The 17822-nt window shown below is 63.8% G+C and carries 13 protein-coding genes; 12 read left to right on the top strand and 1 reads right to left on the bottom strand.

Translation table 11 applies throughout. The features are described from left to right. Window positions 1–2: 2 nt before the first annotated feature. The 11 genes from CRO06_RS13035 (at window position 3) to CRO06_RS12985 (ending at window position 13358) form a co-directional block, all read left to right on the top strand. Entirely contained in the window at window positions 3–2051 is a 2049-nt protein-coding gene (locus CRO06_RS13035; RefSeq protein WP_097058605.1) for a flagellar biosynthesis protein FlhF, read from the top strand. Continuing rightward, window positions 2048–2497 carry a hypothetical protein gene (locus tag CRO06_RS13030; protein ID WP_097058604.1) on the top strand — a complete coding sequence of 150 codons (450 nt, stop codon included), beginning with the start codon at window positions 2048–2050 and terminating at the stop codon, window positions 2495–2497. The genes CRO06_RS13035 and CRO06_RS13030 overlap by 4 nt, the downstream gene beginning before the upstream one ends. Beyond that, window positions 2494–2886, top strand: coding sequence for a flagellar protein FlhE (locus CRO06_RS13025; RefSeq protein ID WP_022995624.1), 393 nt, complete (start codon window positions 2494–2496; stop codon window positions 2884–2886). Before CRO06_RS13030 ends, CRO06_RS13025 begins: the two co-directional genes overlap by 4 nt. Window positions 2887–3074: 188 nt before the next feature. After that, window positions 3075–3770, top strand: coding sequence for an RNA polymerase sigma factor FliA (locus CRO06_RS13020; RefSeq protein WP_022995623.1), 696 nt, complete (start codon window positions 3075–3077; stop codon window positions 3768–3770). 81 nt (window positions 3771–3851) lie between these two features. Next, a complete protein-coding gene (gene prfC / locus CRO06_RS13015) occupies window positions 3852–5432 on the top strand; it encodes a peptide chain release factor 3 (RefSeq protein ID WP_026948670.1) in 1581 nt (526 codons plus the stop codon). Between the two features lie 229 nt (window positions 5433–5661). Further along, the gene (locus CRO06_RS13010) at window positions 5662–7782 is read left to right on the top strand and encodes a purple acid phosphatase family protein (protein ID WP_097058603.1); all 2121 of its coding nucleotides are present in this window, start codon (window positions 5662–5664) and stop codon (window positions 7780–7782) included. Window positions 7783–7914: 132 nt separating this feature from the next. Then, entirely contained in the window at window positions 7915–9516 is a 1602-nt protein-coding gene (locus CRO06_RS13005; protein WP_022995620.1) for an isocitrate lyase, read from the top strand. Between the two features lie 276 nt (window positions 9517–9792). Further along, a complete protein-coding gene (locus CRO06_RS13000; RefSeq protein WP_097058602.1) occupies window positions 9793–11349 on the top strand; it encodes an AMP-binding protein in 1557 nt (518 codons plus the stop codon). An 8-nt stretch (window positions 11350–11357) separates the two neighbouring features. After that, window positions 11358–12335: an NAD(P)H-dependent flavin oxidoreductase gene (locus CRO06_RS12995; protein WP_244902831.1), complete on the top strand. Its 978-nt coding sequence runs from the start codon at window positions 11358–11360 to the stop codon at window positions 12333–12335. A gap of 121 nt (window positions 12336–12456) precedes the next feature. Continuing rightward, the gene (locus CRO06_RS12990) at window positions 12457–13023 is read left to right on the top strand and encodes an LOG family protein (protein ID WP_022995616.1); all 567 of its coding nucleotides are present in this window, start codon (window positions 12457–12459) and stop codon (window positions 13021–13023) included. Window positions 13024–13061: 38 nt separating this feature from the next. Next, the gene (locus CRO06_RS12985; protein ID WP_244902829.1) at window positions 13062–13358 is read left to right on the top strand and encodes a hypothetical protein; all 297 of its coding nucleotides are present in this window, start codon (window positions 13062–13064) and stop codon (window positions 13356–13358) included. A gap of 156 nt (window positions 13359–13514) precedes the next feature. On the opposite strand, the gene CRO06_RS12980 is transcribed toward CRO06_RS12985, so the two are convergent. Further along, window positions 13515–14957: a phospholipase D family protein gene (locus CRO06_RS12980; protein ID WP_097058600.1), complete on the bottom strand. Its 1443-nt coding sequence runs from the start codon at window positions 14955–14957 to the stop codon at window positions 13515–13517. A gap of 254 nt (window positions 14958–15211) precedes the next feature. Between CRO06_RS12980 and CRO06_RS12975 the strand changes: the two genes are divergently transcribed. Next, the gene (locus CRO06_RS12975; protein WP_097058599.1) at window positions 15212–17812 is read left to right on the top strand and encodes a DUF6351 family protein; all 2601 of its coding nucleotides are present in this window, start codon (window positions 15212–15214) and stop codon (window positions 17810–17812) included. Window positions 17813–17822 lie beyond the last annotated feature (10 nt).

Genomic DNA, 17822 nt, shown 5'->3' with positions numbered 1-17822 from the left:
TCATGAGTGTCCATCGTTTTGTCGCGCCCACGCAGCGCGAGGCCATGCGCCGGGTCCGTGAGGCCCTGGGTGACGATGCCCTGATCGTGGCCAACCGCCAGGTGCCCGGTGGCGTGGAGCTGGTCGCCCTGCGCGAGGGGGAAGACACCCCAGCGTCTCCGCCTTCCGGCGAGGCCCTGCCGATGGCGGAAGGCGACGCTGATGTCAGCCGGTTGTTGCTGAAGGAAGTGGAAACACTGCGGGCGCTGTTGCGGCGCCGGGAGCGTGGCGAGGGCGCCGCCGATTCGCCGTTGGCGGCGACGCTTCGCGGCGCTGGTTTCAGTGCCGCCCTGATCACCGATGTGCTGGCGGGGCTGCCGGAAGAAGCGGGTGAGGGCGATGCCGCCCGCGCCTGGGTGGAACAACAACTGGCGCGCCGCCTCGATGCCCAGGCGCGGCCCTGGGACAAATTGGCCGAAGGCGGCGTCCTGGCGTTGGTGGGCCCCACCGGCGTGGGCAAAACCACCACCGCCGGCAAGCTGGCGTCGCACTACGCCATGCGCTGGGGGGCGGATCAGGTGGCTCTGGTCAGCGCCGATGGCTACCGGGTGGCGGCCCGGGACCAATTGCGTGTCTACGCGGAACTGCTCGGCGTGGATCTGCATCTGCTGTCACCGGGGCGCACGCTGGCCTCGTTGGCGGGAGTCTTGAACGACAAGCGTCTGGTGATCATCGACACGGTGGGGCTGGGACAGCGCGATGAACGTCTGGCGGAAGGGTTCGCGCCTCTGGTGGGCGGCGCGCGCAGCACCCGGGCCGTGCTGTTGCTGAACGCGGCCAGTCAGGCGGAGACCCTGGACGAGGTCAGCACTCACTATCGCCGTGCCGCGCGGCAAGCCGGGATGACGCTGGACGATGTCATCATCACCAAGAGTGATGAAGCGGCCCGTCTGGCGCCGTTGCTGGACGTGGTGATCGGTCAGGGACTGCGGCCCTGGTTCCAATGTGATGGCCAACGGGTGCCGGAAGATCTGGCTCCTCTGGACGGTGTCGAACTGGTCCGGCAAGCCTTGAATCAGGGCGATTGCCGGACCGGCGGCGCGCTGCCGTTCAATCCACTGGCCCAGACCGGCACCCTGGTGAATACCCTCGCCGACCTGCGTCGCGACGTGCCCGGCTTCTCCTGGCTGGAACAGGCACTGGCGGGGCAATGGCAGAGGCAGCCGCCGCTGCCGCGGGGCGACGAGACCGGCTGGCTGTTCTGGCCGGCGGCGCGGGATGAGGCTGCCCTGGTGGTGGGCAAGGAGGGCGAGGCCTGGCCGCTGTGGCCGCCGGAGGAGGCTTCCCGCATTCGCTGTTTGCAATGGTGCCGCCGCCATTACCCGTCACTGATGCCGGTGCTCTCCGGTGTGCCGCAAGCCACCGTCTGGCGGTGGCTGGATCGTCAGGCGATAGACTGGATGGCGAGGGTACAGGCACAGGCGCGGGTGCGTTATCGGGGAGACATCCAGCCATTGTGGGCGCTGCGCGAACAGGCGCCGGAACAGGGAGAGGCGCTGTTGCGCCAGAAGGGGCGCACGTTGCGGGTCAGCCTGCGCGCCTTGCCGGTGGCGGCGGCTTCCGGCCGTCGTTATAGCGGGCTGGTTCGCGCCTGGTTCCTGCAAGCGCGGGATCCTGATACCGATCGGGTGCGCGGCTGGCGTTATGCCCTGTTGCCCAATGACTGGGACCTGTCGCGGGCGCGACCGCATTTGCTGGCGTTGTGGCGGGGGCAGGCGGTGGCCGGGCTCAGCCAGCGGGCCATGCGGGAGCTGCCGGCGGGCGCCGCCTTGTCACCGGGCGATTCTTCACCTTCCTCTTCCCGCTACGCGTCTTATCGTTCCGCCGCCGCCGGACTGGCGGCCCTGGCCTGCCGTCTCGACGAGGAGCAGAGCGACTGGGCGGTGGCCACTCGCGGCCGGGTCCTGGGCCTGCTCGGGCCACGCCGCCGGCGCACCCCGGAACGGTTGCTGACGGCGCTGCTGCATGTGATCCGCACCCACGACGCTCTGCGTCTGATGAGGGCGTCATGACCGCCGTGCCCGGTGTGGATCAAGCCGCCGGACTGCGGGCCTGGGCCGCCACGCGCGGCCAAAGTGTCGCGCCGACCCTGGTGGTGGTGGGCGATCCGCTGCCCGCCCAGGCCGGACGGCGGGCCCGGGCGGTGCTGGAGTACTGGGCGGACCGCGGCTGGCGCTGGGTCGGTGTGGCACAGGACTGGCGCATCGTGCTGCTGTCTCCAGCTTTGCCGGTGCCGGCCAGTGCCCGGCGCGAACCCCGTTGGGCGCTGTGGGTGGAGCCGGACGGCGCCGGTTTGCGCCGGGCGCTGAGTTGTCTGGAATCGGTGCGGCGTCAGCAAGGACCGCGGCGCTTGCTGGCGCTGCACCCGCCCCGGCTGCAACGGCGCGGCCTACTGGACAACCTGCAACAGGCGGCCTGGCGTTTTCTCGACACCGATCTGGTGGTGCTGGCGCCATGACACTGCTGCGCGGGCTGCTGTGGATGAGCCTGCTGTGGCCCTGGCTGGCACCGGCGGCGCCGGGCAGCTGGAGTGCCGAGGCGCCTCCGGTGCGGGTGGCGGTGCCGGGACGGGTCTATCACAGCGAGGAACTGCTGCCACCCGGTGACGCCGCTTCGCGGGGCAATTACATCCAGAAAGTACGCTGGCGCTACAGCACGCCACCAGGGCGTTCGTTGCGGGCCTGGTTATGCCAGGGCGAACGCTGCCTGCGTTTGTCCGGCAACCGGGGCATCAGCGAAGCGCTCCAGGGACCGGCTTGGTCGCCGCTGTCGTTCCGTTTCCAACTGCCCGACGGTGAACGCCGCGCGGTGACGGTCACCGACATTCAGGTTCTGGTCAATTACTGAATTACTGATAGTGACGATTGGTTGCGGACCTGGTGCCCAGTGCCGTGTCTCCGCCAGTCGCCGGAATAACCCCCAACAATGCCGTCTTTTCCGGGCATGGCCATCGCCATGGAAGCGAATAATGGATGGACTCCCGCGATTCGGGGTGATCAGTGCGGACGCCGATGGGGCGCTGTTGAGGACAGGGCATGTACACCGCTCAAGGGAAAATCGACCAACAGGCGCTGCTGGAGGAGCACTTGCCAGCGGTGCGGCGCCAGGCGCTTGCGTTGCAGGTCAAGCTGCCTGCCAGCATTGAACTGGACGATCTGATCCAGGCCGGTACCGTCGGCCTGCTGGATGCTCTGCGCCGTTATGATCCCAACGCCGGCGCCAGTTTCTCCACCTTTGCCAGCCAGCGCATTCGCGGTGCCATGATCGATGAATTGCGTTCACGTGACTGGTTGCCGCGCAGCGTGCGCCGCCATGCGCGCGAACTGGACCGGTGCGTGCACCGGCTCGAGCAACGTCTCGGCCGTGCCCCCCAGGAACGGGAAGTGGCCGCCGAGATGGGCATGAGCCTGGAGGAGTACCGGCAGTTGCTCAGCGACACCAATAGCGGCCTGCTGCTGCCGTTCGAGGACATCGTCGCCGAACAGGGCGAACCGGATGCCGGCGGCAATGGCCCGCCGGACCCGTTCAGCGCCCTGGTGGACGGGCAGCAGCGCGACCGCCTGATCGCCGCCATCGAGGCATTGCCGGACCGGGAAAAACTGCTCATCGGGCTGTATTACCAGGAAGACCTCAACCTCAAGGAAATCGGCGCCGTGCTGGGCGTCACCGAATCCCGGGTTTGTCAATTGCACAGCCAGGCGGTGAGCCGTTTGCGCGGCCGCCTGGCTTGATTCTCGCCCGCGGTAACGCGGCTTCCTACACGAAGCGGTCCGTCAGCGCTACAATGCGCGCCGACGCAGACCGAGATCGCTATGAAGCCCATCGACGAAATCCACAAACGGCGCACTTTCGCCATCATCTCTCACCCGGACGCCGGTAAGACCACCATTACCGAGAAGCTGCTGCTGTACGGAAATCAGATCCAGCTGGCGGGCACGGTGAAGGGGAAGAAATCCGGCCGCCATGCCACCTCCGACTGGATGGAGATGGAGAAGGAGCGGGGCATTTCCGTGACCACCTCGGTGATGCAGTTCCCTTATCAAGACGCCATGGTCAATCTGCTCGACACGCCGGGGCACGCCGATTTCTCCGAGGATACCTATCGTACCCTGACCGCGGTGGATTCCGCCTTGATGGTGATCGACGCCGCCAAGGGCGTGGAGGAGCGGACCGTCAAGCTGATGGAGGTGTGCCGGCTGCGCGACACGCCGATCCTCACTTTCATCAACAAGCTGGACCGCGACGTGCGTGATCCCATCGAGGTGCTGGATGAGATCGAGGATGTTCTCAATATCGAGTGCGCCCCGGTGACCTGGCCGATCGGCATGGGCAAGAGCTTCAAGGGCGTCTACAACCTGCTGCGCGATGCCACCGTTCTGTATAAGACCGGCCAGGGCCATACCATCCAGGACGTGCGCGAGATCGAGGGCCTGAATAATCCGGAACTGGATCAGGCGGTGGGGGCGGACTACGCCCAGGAACTGCGTGACATGCTGGAACTGGTGCGCGGCGCCAGCCACGATTTCGATCTGCAGCGGTTCCTGGATGGCCGGCTGACCCCGGTGTTCTTCGGTACCGCCCTGGGTAATTTCGGCGTCGACCATATGCTCGACGGCCTGGTGAAATGGGCGCCGGCACCGCAACCCCGGGAAGCGGTGGAGCGCAAGGTGGAAGCGGAGGAGCCGAAGATGACCGGCTTCGTTTTCAAGATCCAGGCCAATATGGATCCGCGCCACCGTGATCGGATCGCCTTCATGCGCATCTGTTCCGGCAAGTATCAGAAGGGTATCAAGCTCAAGCAGTGCCGTACCGGCAAGGAAGTGCGTATCTCCGATGCGCTGACATTCCTGGCCGGGGAGCGGGACAATGTGGAAGAAGCCTTTGCTGGCGACATCATCGGCCTGCACAACCACGGTACCATCCAGATCGGTGATACCTTCACCGAGGGCGAGGACCTGCGCTTCACCGGTATTCCGCACTTCGCGCCGGAGCTGTTCCGGCGGGTGGTGCTGAATGATCCGCTGAAGAGCAAGCAGCTCCATAAGGGCCTCACCCAACTGGCGGAGGAGGGCGCCACCCAGGTGTTCTTCCCGCTGCGGAACAATGACGTGGTGCTGGGCGCGGTGGGAACGCTGCAGTTCGACGTGGTGGCGGCTCGCCTGAAGGCCGAATACGGGGTGGAGTGCCGTTACGAGCCGGTCAACGTCACCACCGCCCGCTGGATGGAAGCGGACAGCGAACGCGAACTGGCGTCTTTTGAACGCAAAGCCTACGACAACCTGGCCCGCGACGGCGCCGGTCATCTGACCTACCTGGCGCCTACACGCGTCAACCTGCAACTCACCGAGGAACGGCACCCGGAAATCCGTTTCCTGGAGACCCGGGAGATTTGATCTCCCGGATTTTCCCGGACACCGTTGCCGTACAAATTTTAAACGGACTGAAACCTGCCAGTCCCCGCTTTGCAACAACGGGGACCTAGGCTCCTCCCCCAGCGCCTTTGTCTCCATCTCCGCCGTTCTGGCGGCTATCCCATGAATTGTCGCGAAAACCACACCCGTGAGGGTGCCGGGACCTTTGGGGGGCGCTTCCATAGCATCAATAACATCGGGGAGCACAGTCATGTTTTTTTCTTCTCGCCCCGGCCGTCTGGCCCGGGTGTTTCTGATTCTGCTGTTGTCGATACCGTCGCTGGTGTTGGCGCAGTCCGCTCCGAACCCCACGGTTCGGGATACCGTGTTCGATATCCAACAACGCTTTCTTGAGCAGTTCAGTACCGAGGCGTTGCAGTCGATGACACCGGATCAGGTGCTCGCCAACCTCTCCGCCGAGGAGCGTCATATTCTCGGCACCGACTTTGTTCGCTTCACCGTGAACGTACCGGTGGTGGTTTCGGTGATACGGGATCCATGGCCGGTGGCGCAGTTCTGGTTGGCGGACCTGGGGTTCGAGAAAACCGATCTGAAGGCCCGCATTCGCCATGAGACCGAATGGGAAGTGTGGCAGGCGACGTTTCCCGCCGGCGAGGTGGGGCTTGGGGTCAACGGCATCATCGACGGTGATTCCAACGGCAGTATCGAGTCCTACGCCATCGCGGTGGCCCCGGTGAACGCGGATGACGAACTGGTGATCAGCGATCTCTACCATCCGTCCTTCGGCCTGGATACCGTGGCTCTGGAGCGTCCGGCCTGGGCCGATGAAGAGAGCCGTTACTTTATCGAGCTGCCGGACCAACTGGTGGGACAGCAGTCCGTGCAGTTACTGCGGACTCGCCGCAACGATGGCCAGTTGATCCATTTCGCCAATGTCACTCCGTATCCATCCACCGCGAAGCCGGACCAGGTGGTCCTGACACTGGGCGATGATCCCGCCACGTCGGCGGTGGTGCAATGGCGCACGGGCCGCACGGAAAACGCCGGCAAAGTCGTGTTCCAGGAAAAAAGCCGTTTTACCGGCTTCGAGGCCGGCGATGACTATCTGTCCGCCTCATCCGAGGGGCCGGTGGTGATTGACTCGCCGCGGGAGGACATCCTGGCCGAGTACGACACGCTGGACGATTACCCCGGTGGCTTGCTTGAGCTGCGCCCGGAGCCGGGCAATGATCCGGTGGTGAACCGGCATATCGTTCCCCTGCGTGATCTGAAACCGGCCACCACCTACGTCTATGCCGTGGGTAACGGCGAGGATGGCGGCTGGAGCGCGCCGCGGGAGTTCACCACCGATCCGGCCGATCCGGAGGCCTTCTCCTTTATCTATATGGGCGACGTGCAGCACGGCTTCGAGGAATGGGAGCCGCTGGTGCGCCGGGCCTATGAATACACGCCCAACGCCCGTTTTATCGTGATGACCGGCGACATGGTCAACCGCGGGCCGGAGCGGGATGACTGGGACGCTTTCTTCCACGCCAGCGAAGGGGTGTACTCGGAACAGCCGCTGGTGCCGGTGCTGGGCAACCACGAATACAACGGCCAGGAACCGACACTCTATCTGGACCAGTTCATGCTGCCGGAGAACGGCCCGCGGGGCATGGAGGAACGTCTCTACAGTTTCCGTTATGGCGACGCCTTCTTCGCCATCATAGACGGCAGCCTCAAAGGTGAGGAGGAACTGGCCAAGCAGGCGTCCTGGCTGGATCAGCAACTGGCTCAGGCGGACGCCACCTGGAAGTTCGTGGCCATCCACCAGCCCATTTATGGCTCCCGCCCCACCCAGGACGAACCGGAGTTGCGCCAGGCCTTCTTACCGATCTTGGATCGTCACGGTGTGGATCTGATGCTGCAAGGTCATACTCATGCTTATCTGCGCACTCAGCCGATGAAGGGCGGAGAGGTGGTCCCCGAAGGGGAGGGCACGGTGTATCTGGTGGCCAATTCCGGCACCAAGTTCTATGAAGTGGGGGGCTTCCAGGAGAAGTATGGGGTGGAGCCGGCGGTCATGATCGCGGATCTGGCCACTTATCAGGTCATCGATATCGACGGCGGGGAGCTGCGTTACCGGGCCTACGATGTGGACGGGGCCGTGGTCGACGCCTTTACCCTGGAGAAAACACTGGTGGATGAGGAAGAGCCAGTCGACCCCGAGCCCGAGCCGGAACCGCCGGCTTCCGGGGGCGGATCCGGTGGTGGGGGCTGGGGGCCGGGTCTGCTGCTGGCGGGCGCCCTGCTGCTTTGGCGCCGCCGTCCGCGCCGGCGCGGCGTTTCCGGGGCTTGCCACTACCATTCACCAGAGAAATATTGGGTATAACCCATATTGATTGTTTTTATGGGCAAGGGCCCCCTAGAATGCGCGCCATCGGTAGCCGGCGTCGGGTAGGGGCCCTTTTCCCTGCATGACCGGCGGCTTCGGTGTTCATTCTTCTATCGACAAGGATTGACCATGTCACAGTACCTCAAAGAGATCGAAGCACTGAGCTCCGTGGTTGGTGCCAATAACACCTGGCACGACATCAACCCGGAATCCGCTGTTCGCATGCGCCTGCAAAACCGCTTCAAAACGCATCTGGACATCGCCAAGTACAACGCCAAGATCATGCGCGAAGACATGGCGGCCTACGATGCGGACTCCTCCAAGTACACCCAGTCCCTGGGTTGCTGGCACGGTTTCATCGGTCAGCAGAAGATGATTTCCATCAAGAAGCACTTCGGCAGCACCAAAGGCCGGTACCTGTACCTGTCCGGCTGGATGGTCGCCGCTCTGCGTTCCGAATTCGGTCCGCTGCCCGATCAGTCCATGCATGAGAAGACCGCGGTCGCCGATCTGATCCGCGAACTGTACACCTTCCTCAAGCAAGCCGACGCCTGGGAACTGAACCACCTGTTCCGTGCCCTGGACGACGCCAAAGCCGCTGGTGACGAAGCCAAAAAAGCCGAAATCATCAGCCAGATCGACAACTTCGAAACCCACGTTGTGCCGATCATCGCCGATATCGATGCTGGCTTCGGTAACCCGGAAGCCACCTATCTGATGGCCAAGCAACTGATCGAAGCCGGTGCTTGCTGCATCCAGATCGAGAACCAGGTTTCCGACGAGAAGCAGTGTGGCCACCAGGACGGTAAAGTGACCGTTCCCCACGCCGACTTCCTGGCCAAAATCAACGCTGTGCGTTACGCCTTCCTCGAGCTGGGTGTTGACGACGGTGTCATCGTTGCCCGTACCGACTCCCTGGGCGCCGGCCTGACCAAGCAGATCGCCGTGACCAACGAGCCGGGCGACCTGGGCGACCAGTACAACGCGTTCCTGGACGGCGAGTACATCGACGACGCGTCCCAGATCAACAACGGTGACGTTGTGATCAAGTCCAACGGCAAGCTGCTCAAGCCGAAGCGTCTGGCTTCCGGCCTGTTCCAGTTCAAGGCCGGCACCGGTGTTGACCGTGTGGTTCTGGACTGTATCACCAGCCTGCAGAACGGCGCCGATCTGCTGTGGATCGAAACCGAGAAGCCGCACGTGGGCCAGATCGCGGAAATGGTTAACCGTATCCGTGAAGTAGTGCCGGACGCCAAGCTGGTTTACAACAACAGCCCGTCCTTCAACTGGACCCTGAACTTCCGTCAGCAAGTGTTCGACGCTTGGGAGAAGGAAGGCAAGGACGTGTCCGCTTACGACCGCGACAAGCTGATGAGCGCCGACTACGACGGCACCGAGCTGGCTCAGCTGGCCGACGAGTGGACCCGGAACTTCCAGCGCGATGCTTCTCGCGAAGCGGGTATCTTCCACCACCTGATCACGCTGCCGACCTACCACACCGCTGCTCTGTCCACCGATCAGCTGGCCAAGGGTTACTTCGGCGACGAAGGCATGCTGGCCTATGTGGCCGGCGTACAGCGCCGCGAGATCCGCGAAGGCGTTGCCACCGTGAAGCACCAGGACATGGCCGGTTCCAACATCGGTGATGACCACAAAGAGTACTTCTCCGGTGAAGCCGCGCTGAAAGCCGGTGGTAAAGACAACACCATGGGTCAGTTCGAGAACATCTAAGTCTCGATCTTACTCAGGTAAGTCTGAAAAAGGCGGGCCCTCGGGCCCGCCTTTTTTGTTTGGCAGAATTTTCCACAGACCGTGCCACAGCGGCCTTGTAGCCAACTGTGAGTTCATGACCCTTTTCGTCAATGGATCTGGCGTGATCGGCGATTGTCCCGGCCCGCTCCCCGGGCGGATGATGCTGAAACCCTCATAAAAGCGTGGGCCGCGCCCGCGATATCAGAACAACAATACCCGACCCCGACCGCGGGGCATGAAGAACGGAGAGGCGAGATGCAAGACGCTCACGATGTTGGTCTGACGCTGGGCACGCTCGTCCTGCGTGCTCTGGCACGTCATCCGGACCGCACCGCCTTCACCTGGGAAGGCGGGGAACTCAGCTATCGCGGTGCCGCCGATCTGATCGGCCGACTGCAGAAAGTCTTTATGAACCACGGCCTGCAACGGGGCGACCGGGTCGCCGTGCTCAGCGCCAACCGGGCCGATGGCTGGTGCGCCGGGGTCGCGGCGCAGCTGTGTGGTGCGGCCACCACCGCTTTGCATCCCAAGGGGGCGTTATCCGATCACCAGTTCCAACTGGAGGACTGTGATGCCGCTTTCCTGGTGGCGGACGCTGAAGCGTTCGGTGACGTCGGCGCGGCGTTGTCGGCCCGGCCGGGGATGACCACGTTTACCCTGACGGCGGCGGAGTATGGCGTCGACCTGAGCCGGGCGGTGGCGCGGATCGGCGCCGCGACGGCCCGTGATCTGGCTCAGGCCAGTGATATCGCCACCCTGAACTACACCGGCGGCACCACCGGGCGCTCCAAGGGCTCGTTCCGCCGCCATCAGGCGCTGGTGGCTTCCGCCGTGGCGATCCTGGCGGATTTCGAACTGCCGCGCCAGCCTAATTATCTGGCGGTGGCACCGATCAGCCATGTGTCCGGCACCAAGGTGCTGCCGACGCTGATCCGGGGCGGCTGTGTACACCTGATGAGCGGCTTCGATACCGGCGAAGTGCTGACGGCGATCGAACGGCGGCGGATCAATTTCACCTTGATGGTGCCAACCATGCTCTACAGCCTGCTGGACGACGCCCGCCTGGCGAAGGCTGATCTGTCTTCCCTGGAGCTGCTGTTGTACGGCGCCTCGCCCATGTCGCCGACCCGGCTGGCCGAAGGCATGGATCGGATCGGTCCGGTGTTCGCGCAACTGTTTGGCCAGACCGAATGCTATCCGATCACCTATCTGCCAAAGGAAGACCATGACCCCGCCCATCCACAATGGCTGGCGTCCTGCGGCTTCCCCGTTTCCTCCAACCGTATCGCTCTGCTGGACGACGAGGGCCATGCCGTGCCGCTTGGCGAGGCGGGGGAAATCTGCGTGCGCGGTCCGTCGATGATGGAAGGGTACTGGAACCAGCCGGAGCAGACCGAGGAAGCGATGCAATTCGGCTGGCTGCATACCGGTGACGTGGCGAGGGCGGATGAGCAGGGCCGGCTGTATATCGTGGACCGCAAGAAGGACATGATCGTCACCGGTGGTTTCAACGTCTACACCCGCGCGGTGGAGGATGTGCTCAGTGCTCATCCGGCGGTGGCCATGGCGGCGGTGATCGGCGTGCCGGACCCGCGCTGGGGCGAAGCGGTCACCGCCATCGTGGTTTGCCACCCGGGCGAGCAGGTATCGGCGCGGACCCTGATCCAGCAGGTCAAGGATTTGAAAGGTGCCGCTCACGCGCCGAAAAAGCTCGAATTCGTCGATGCCCTGCCACTGACCAGCCTGGGCAAAATCGACAAGAAAGCGCTGCGGGCCCGTTATTGGGCCGGCCAGAGCCGGCAGATAGGATGAACGGTGTGATGCGGAACCAAACCACGGGATTGCCACCTTCTCTGGCGCGCCGGCTGCGTTTGCCGCTGATCGCCGCGCCCATGTTCCGGGTCTCCGGGCCGGAACTGGTGATCGCCGCCTGCCGTCAGGGCGTGATCGGTTCGTTCCCCACCGCCAACTGCCGCACGGTGGAAGAGTACGACCGCTGGTTGAGTGAAATCAGCGCCGCGCTGACGGCTGAAGACGCGCCGTTCTGTCCCAACCTGATCATGCGGCGGCGGAGCCTGAAGGAAGAGCTGGCCTGCCTGCTGAAACACAAGGTGGAAATGGTGATCACCAGTGTTGGCGCGCCGGAGCCGGTGATCGCGCCGTTGCACGACATCGGCTGTCTGGTGTTCGCCGATGTGGCCAACGTCCGCCACGCGGAGAAGGCCATCGCCGCTGGCGCCGACGGCCTGATTCTGCTCACCGCCGGTGCCGGCGGTCAGACTGGCTGGGCCAATGGCTTCGCTTTCGCGCGCGCGGTGCGGGCGCTGTTCGATGGTCCCATGGTGCTGGCCGGAGGCATCAGCGATGGCCAGGCGCTGTGGGCGGCCCAGGCCCTGGGCTGTGATCTGGGCTATATGGGCACCAAGTTCATCGCCACCCGGGAAAGCCTGGCGGCGGACGGCTACAAACAAATGCTGGTGGATTCCCGGCTGGATGACATCATGCTCAGCCGTGCCTTCACTGGCCTGGAAACCAATACCTTGCGTCCCTCGGTGATCGCCGCCGGGCTGGACCCGGACAACCTGCCCACCGACATGACCGAGGAGCGGGCCGCGGCTCTGTATGGTGGAGGCTCCGGCAGCCCCGGGCCGAAACGCTGGGTGGACGTATGGAGCGCCGGGCATTCGGTATCCGGCGTCTCCGGAGTGCCGTCGGTGGCGGCGCTGGTGGCCCGGACCGCCGCTGAATATGAGCAGGCCCGCGCACAAACCGAGGCCATGCTGCAAGCGCCGTTCTGATTCGCGTTCTGCTTCGACCGCCCCCGCCGCGATTCATTTTCCTGCGATCATTGCCGTTCATTCTGGTACCTTTCCAGGATTGCCTGATTAATGAATGGAAGCCTCAACAGACGGAGTAGTAATGAACATTGCGGTGTTTTGCGGTTCCAGTTCCGGTGTCGATCCCATCTATGAACAACAGGCGCGGGCGCTGGCCCGGGCGCTGGTGGAGCAGGGTCATGGCCTGGTCTATGGTGGTGGCCGGGTAGGACTGATGGGCGTGATCGCCGATGCGGTCCTGGAGGCCGGCGGCGAGGTTATCGGGGTGATTCCCCAGGCGCTCAAGGATCGGGAGATTCAGCACACCGGGATTACCGAATTGCACGTGGTGGAAGACATGCACCAGCGCAAGGCGATGATGGCGGAACTGGCGGATGGTTTCATCGCCATGCCCGGTGGCGCCGGTACCCTGGAAGAGATCTTCGAGGTATGGACCTGGGCGCAGCTGGGCTACCATCACAAGCCCTGTGGTTTTTTCAACGTGATCGGCTATTACGACGGCTTGATCGGTTTTCTGGAACACATGGTGGACCAGGGTTTCATGAAGCCCGCTTACCGGGAAATGCTTACCGTGGACGCGGATCCCGGGGCGCTGGTGGCGGCGTTCGCCGATTACCAGGCGCCGGTGGCGAAATGGGAGAAGGGGTAAGCAATGTTGAAACCACAACCTGATCAGGAGACGCGCCCATGATGGCGGTGCTTACCGGCGGTTTGATCATCATATGGCTGGCGCTTTCCGCAGGCCGGACGTTGCTGCGCTATCTGCAGGTGGAACTGCATCGCTCCGCGGCCATCGCCGCGCCGTTGCTGCTGGCGGTATTGGAATCGGCGCTGTTCCTGTGTCAGGTGCGGGGCACTCCATTGTTGCTGGAATCCGAAGTGCCCCTGGCCTTGTCGCTGCTGCTGGCGCTGACCTGGGGGATTAATGGTTTGGTGGCGGTGAAGGTGGTAAAAGCCGGAAGTCAGGCGTCGGGCATTCAATAAAGAAATACGGATTGCCGATGTGGCCTTCAAGACAAGAATTCAGAGCTGACGAAGTCGCTGTGGGAGCTTGCCTGCAAGCGAATGGACTCGGGCCCTGAATTCGAGAATTCGCTTGCAGGCAAGCTCCCGCAGCGGCGGGCGGCTCCACCGGTTTTTTCAGAACGTCGACCAGCCGGTGAACTCCATGATCCGGTACAGCGCCATACGCCAATACGACGTGTCCTCGTAGGCCTCATAGGGCAGGCTGAACAACCTGTCGCCCGGGTTACCCCAACGTCTCTCGAATGTGGCCCGGGCACGGCTGATGACCTCATCTTCGGCTCCGGCCACCCATTCCACGCTGGTTTCCAGATTCAAATTATCCAGGTTGCGCCGGGTGTAGTTGGCGGACCCGAGGATCAGCCGCGCCGGGCGGTCGCTGTCCGCCGCCGGAAAGCGCAGCAGCATCTTGGTATGGCATTGTTCTCCGGTGGTGGCACACCAGCGCACCGCGACACCGGCGTCATGCAGCTCCCAGGCCACCTGCCGGTTGGGCACGCCATTTTTCTCTCGGCCGAAGGCATCCTTGTTCGGGTCCAGCAGCAGGCGCACCCGGACACCTCGTCGTTGCGCCTCGGCCAGGGCTTTCACCAGCGGGCGGTGGGAAAGATAAAACACACCGACATCCAACTGCTCGCCCTGGCGCGCTTCGTTCACGGTGGCCAGCAGGGCATCGCGGATGGCGCCCTCGGTGAGCAGGCGCAAATGGGGCAGGGCGTCGCCGCCGGTTTCGGAGGGCGGGGCCGTCGGCCAGTCCTCGCCCACCGCGGCGCCGGACCAGCGTGCCACCGCCAGTTCCGAGTGCAGGACATCAAGCGCCGCCGGACCGCTGAAGCGCAGGGCAATGTTGGAGTGGGCGCTGCTGGCGTCGTGAGCGTTGGCCGAGGTGACCAGCGCGGTCCAGTCATCGCCTTCGTCCACCACCAGGGTCTTGCGGTGATTGGCCTTGAAGTTGAGCAGGCTCAGATAGGTTCTCAACGTGACCTCGTCGCCGCCGGTGGGATTGGGCAGCCAACCGGCGCCCGCGCTATTGCCGAACCATTGACAACACACTCGCCACAGCGCCGACCAACTCGGGTTGGAATCGCGCAGACGAGGCAAGGCGGTGAAGACCACCGGAATGCCGGCCTGACGCAAACGCTCCAGCTGCGGCGCCCTGACACCGCCATAGAGAGTGTTGAAGGGATCGGTGATGACCAGCATGCGCAGCCCGGGCACCGCAGCGTGACGAGCCAGCAGCGCTGCGGTGAGCTGTTCGCTGAGCGGCCGATGGGCGCTGCCGCTGTCGCCGGCGAAGGTGTTGAACAGGAACATATCCACCACCACAAGCTTCCTGGCCTGGCCGATCAAGCGAAAATACTCGTCGAAAATGGCCTGATCGAAATGGCGATCACCTTGTTCATCGCTCCAGGTGTCGTCCACCAGCAGCGCCACCTGATGGGCGGAACGCGGCGGCCCGGCTTCGCCAACGCCCTCCGGTAGGGGCTTGTAGCGTTGCCAGATGGCTATCGCGATGAGTAGTACCAGCACCGTGAGCAGTGCTTTTTTCCATGGCTTCATAGTGTGTCCTGTCGCAAGTAGGGAGCAGCCGGAGCGGGGCCGACCGCTGATATTCGCGGGGAGGGTGGCGGCGGGTCAAGGCGGACGGCGCCATTCGACAGTGCAAGGGATAATGGCACCTTCGTACATGTTGTGAAAAAAATGACGGTTTGGTTAACGCTCCGGTAACCGCCAGCCAACAGTGTTTTCGCCTCCGTTGGGATAACAATCGGGAAAGGCCCGGCACCGGCCGGGACTGAAAACGGAGAATAATAATGAAACGGCTGTCTTCGATCGGACTTTATGGTCTGTGTTTGCTCCTGGCCGCGTGTGGCGGTTCGGGGTCCTCGTCTTCCGGTGATCCCGCCCCTTCCCCCAATCCCGATGGGCCGGATGAGCCGGGGGAAACAGTGTGGGCGGACGGTGAGATCCAGGTGCTGTCCAACCGCGCCGATCTGATCAGCGGCGGTGACGCTCTGATCAACATCGTGGTGGATGATCCCGCCTTGCTGGAGGGCGCCCGCGTCACCGTGGGCAAGCGGGATGCCGGCGCCGGCCTTCATCGCACCGGCGATACCCTGGGCGGTTTGATTGGCGGCCTGACGGAAGGCGAGAACACCGTCACCGTGACACTGGCGGACGGCTCGCTGTTGCAGCGCACTCTGATCAACCACCCGATCGGCGGGCCGGTGTTCTCCGGTCCGCAAATCCAGCCCTGGACCTGTACCAATGCCGCCGCCGAGGACGCCTTTTGCAACCAGCCGGTGGAATACCGCTTCAAATATGTGCCGGCGGACCGCCTGCAAGCGCTGATCACCGGCTTCGATCCGATGAACCCGGGACTGCCCGGTGCTTTCCAGGATTATGACCCGGACAACCCGCCGCCGGCGGACCAGATCGCCAGCGTCACCACCGACCAGGACGTGGAGGTGCCGTTCATCGTTCGCGTGGAAACCGGCGTGATCAACCGTGACCATTACCAGATCATGGCGCTGTACCAGCCGGATCAATCCTGGAGCGCGCTGGCACCGCAGCCGCAATGGAACGGCAAATTGTTGATTCATCACGGCGGCAACGTGGGCGTCAGTTATGGCCCCGGCGAACCGCCCAACGGCGACATTGCCGGTACCGCGCCGGAAGGGGCGGAGATGCTGTTGGGCGACAGCATTTCCGTGGCGCTGGGGCGCGGCTTCATCACTCTGTCCACGGCTCAGGCCAACCTCGGGCACAACGTCAATCTGGTCACCGCCGCCGAATCGCTGATGATGGCCAAGGAGCGCATCGTCGAGCAGTATGGACCGCTGCGTTACGCCATCGGCACCGGGTGTTCCGGCGGTGCCATCGCCCAGCAACACATCGCCAATGCCTATCCGGGTATTTATCAGGGGCTGATCGTGCAGTGCTCCTACCCGGACGTGTGGACCACCGCCACCCAGTTCGCCGATTACCATTTGCTCAGCCGCTATTTTGGCAACCAGTTGCCGGAAAACCCCACCGACCTGCTGTCGGTGATCACCTCGCTGTTGACCTCGGGGACGATTCCGGCGCTGCAGTGGTCGGCGTTCTACGGGCATTTGCCGGTCAATCCGGTGGTCTCCGATCTGGCGTTCTTCCCCTCGGCGTACCCCACCCAGGACCAGTGCCCGGGGCTGGCGGACGGCGTGCCGGTGTACCACCCGGAAGATCGGCCGGACGGGCTGCGCTGCGGCCTGATCGACTATATGGTGAATCAGTTCGGCACCCGGTCGCCGTCGGTGTGGAGCGCCAACGAACAGGCGCTCGGCCGGGGATTCACAGGTATTCCGCTGGATAACGTGGGGGTGCAATACGGTCTGGAAGCGCTGCGCGACGGTACCATCACGCCACAGCAGTTTCTCACCGTGAATCGGGAGATCGGCGGCTTCGACGTGGACATCCGTCACCGACCGGAGCGTACCGTCGCCGATCCGGAAGCGCTGCGTAATGCCTACCGTACCGGCGCCATCAACACCGCCGAGCATCTCGCCAATGTGCCGATCATCGATCTGCGCGGCCCGGATCCGGGGCTGGCCCACGACGCCTACCATTCCTGGCAGATGCGCGAACGACTGATACGAACCCAGGGCCATGCCGACAATCATGTGATCTGGTTCGGCGCCTTTCCGTTGGCCGGCGACACTGTTTACACCACCGAGGCGTTGCTGGTGATGGACCGCTGGTTGTCCGATATCGAGGCCGATTCGGAGCCCGGAGCCATCGAGGAAAAAGTGGTGGCGCGCAAGCCGATTCAGGCACGTGACCGCTGCCTGTCGGTGTCATCGCTGTTGGGCGCCGATGGCCCCATCGTGCCGTTCACCGGTAATTTGTTGTATCCGGATCCATTGATTCCAGGGCTGGATTTGTCCCTGTTGCCACCGCCGCCGCCGGAACTGGGGGTGGTGGTGGATGCGGTCACCGCCCAGGTGTGCGGTCTGGATCTGAGCGCGCTGGGGCTGCCGGGCATCGTCGGTGATCTGCTGTCGCCGATCACCGATATTATCGCCGGGTTGCAGCAAACCGTGGTGCAGACCCGCTTCGGCACGCCGCGCACCGTGGCTGGTGATGACATCACCACCCTGGTCAATAAATGCCAGTTGAAACCGGTGGACCCGGCGGATTATCCGTCCGGGCTGTTGTCCGGGATTCCCGATCCGGACGCCTTCGCCGCGCAGGTAGCGGAAATTTTCCCGGACGGAGTTTGTGATTACAGTCTGCCGGGAGTAGGGCGGGTGCCCACCGAAACCTGGTTGCAATACGGCACCGCGGAGCAGGTGATCACCGGCGGGGCGCCGTTCACCGGCGATGCCGGCGGCTCCCGTCAGGGATGGGCGTCACCGGCATTCGGGGTGGGATTATAGATTCGCATGG

This window comes from Alloalcanivorax xenomutans, from assembly GCF_900217905.1.
In the GTDB taxonomy this organism is placed as follows: domain Bacteria; phylum Pseudomonadota; class Gammaproteobacteria; order Pseudomonadales; family Alcanivoracaceae; genus Alloalcanivorax; species Alloalcanivorax xenomutans.
This window is presented reverse-complemented; position numbering and strand designations above follow the sequence as displayed.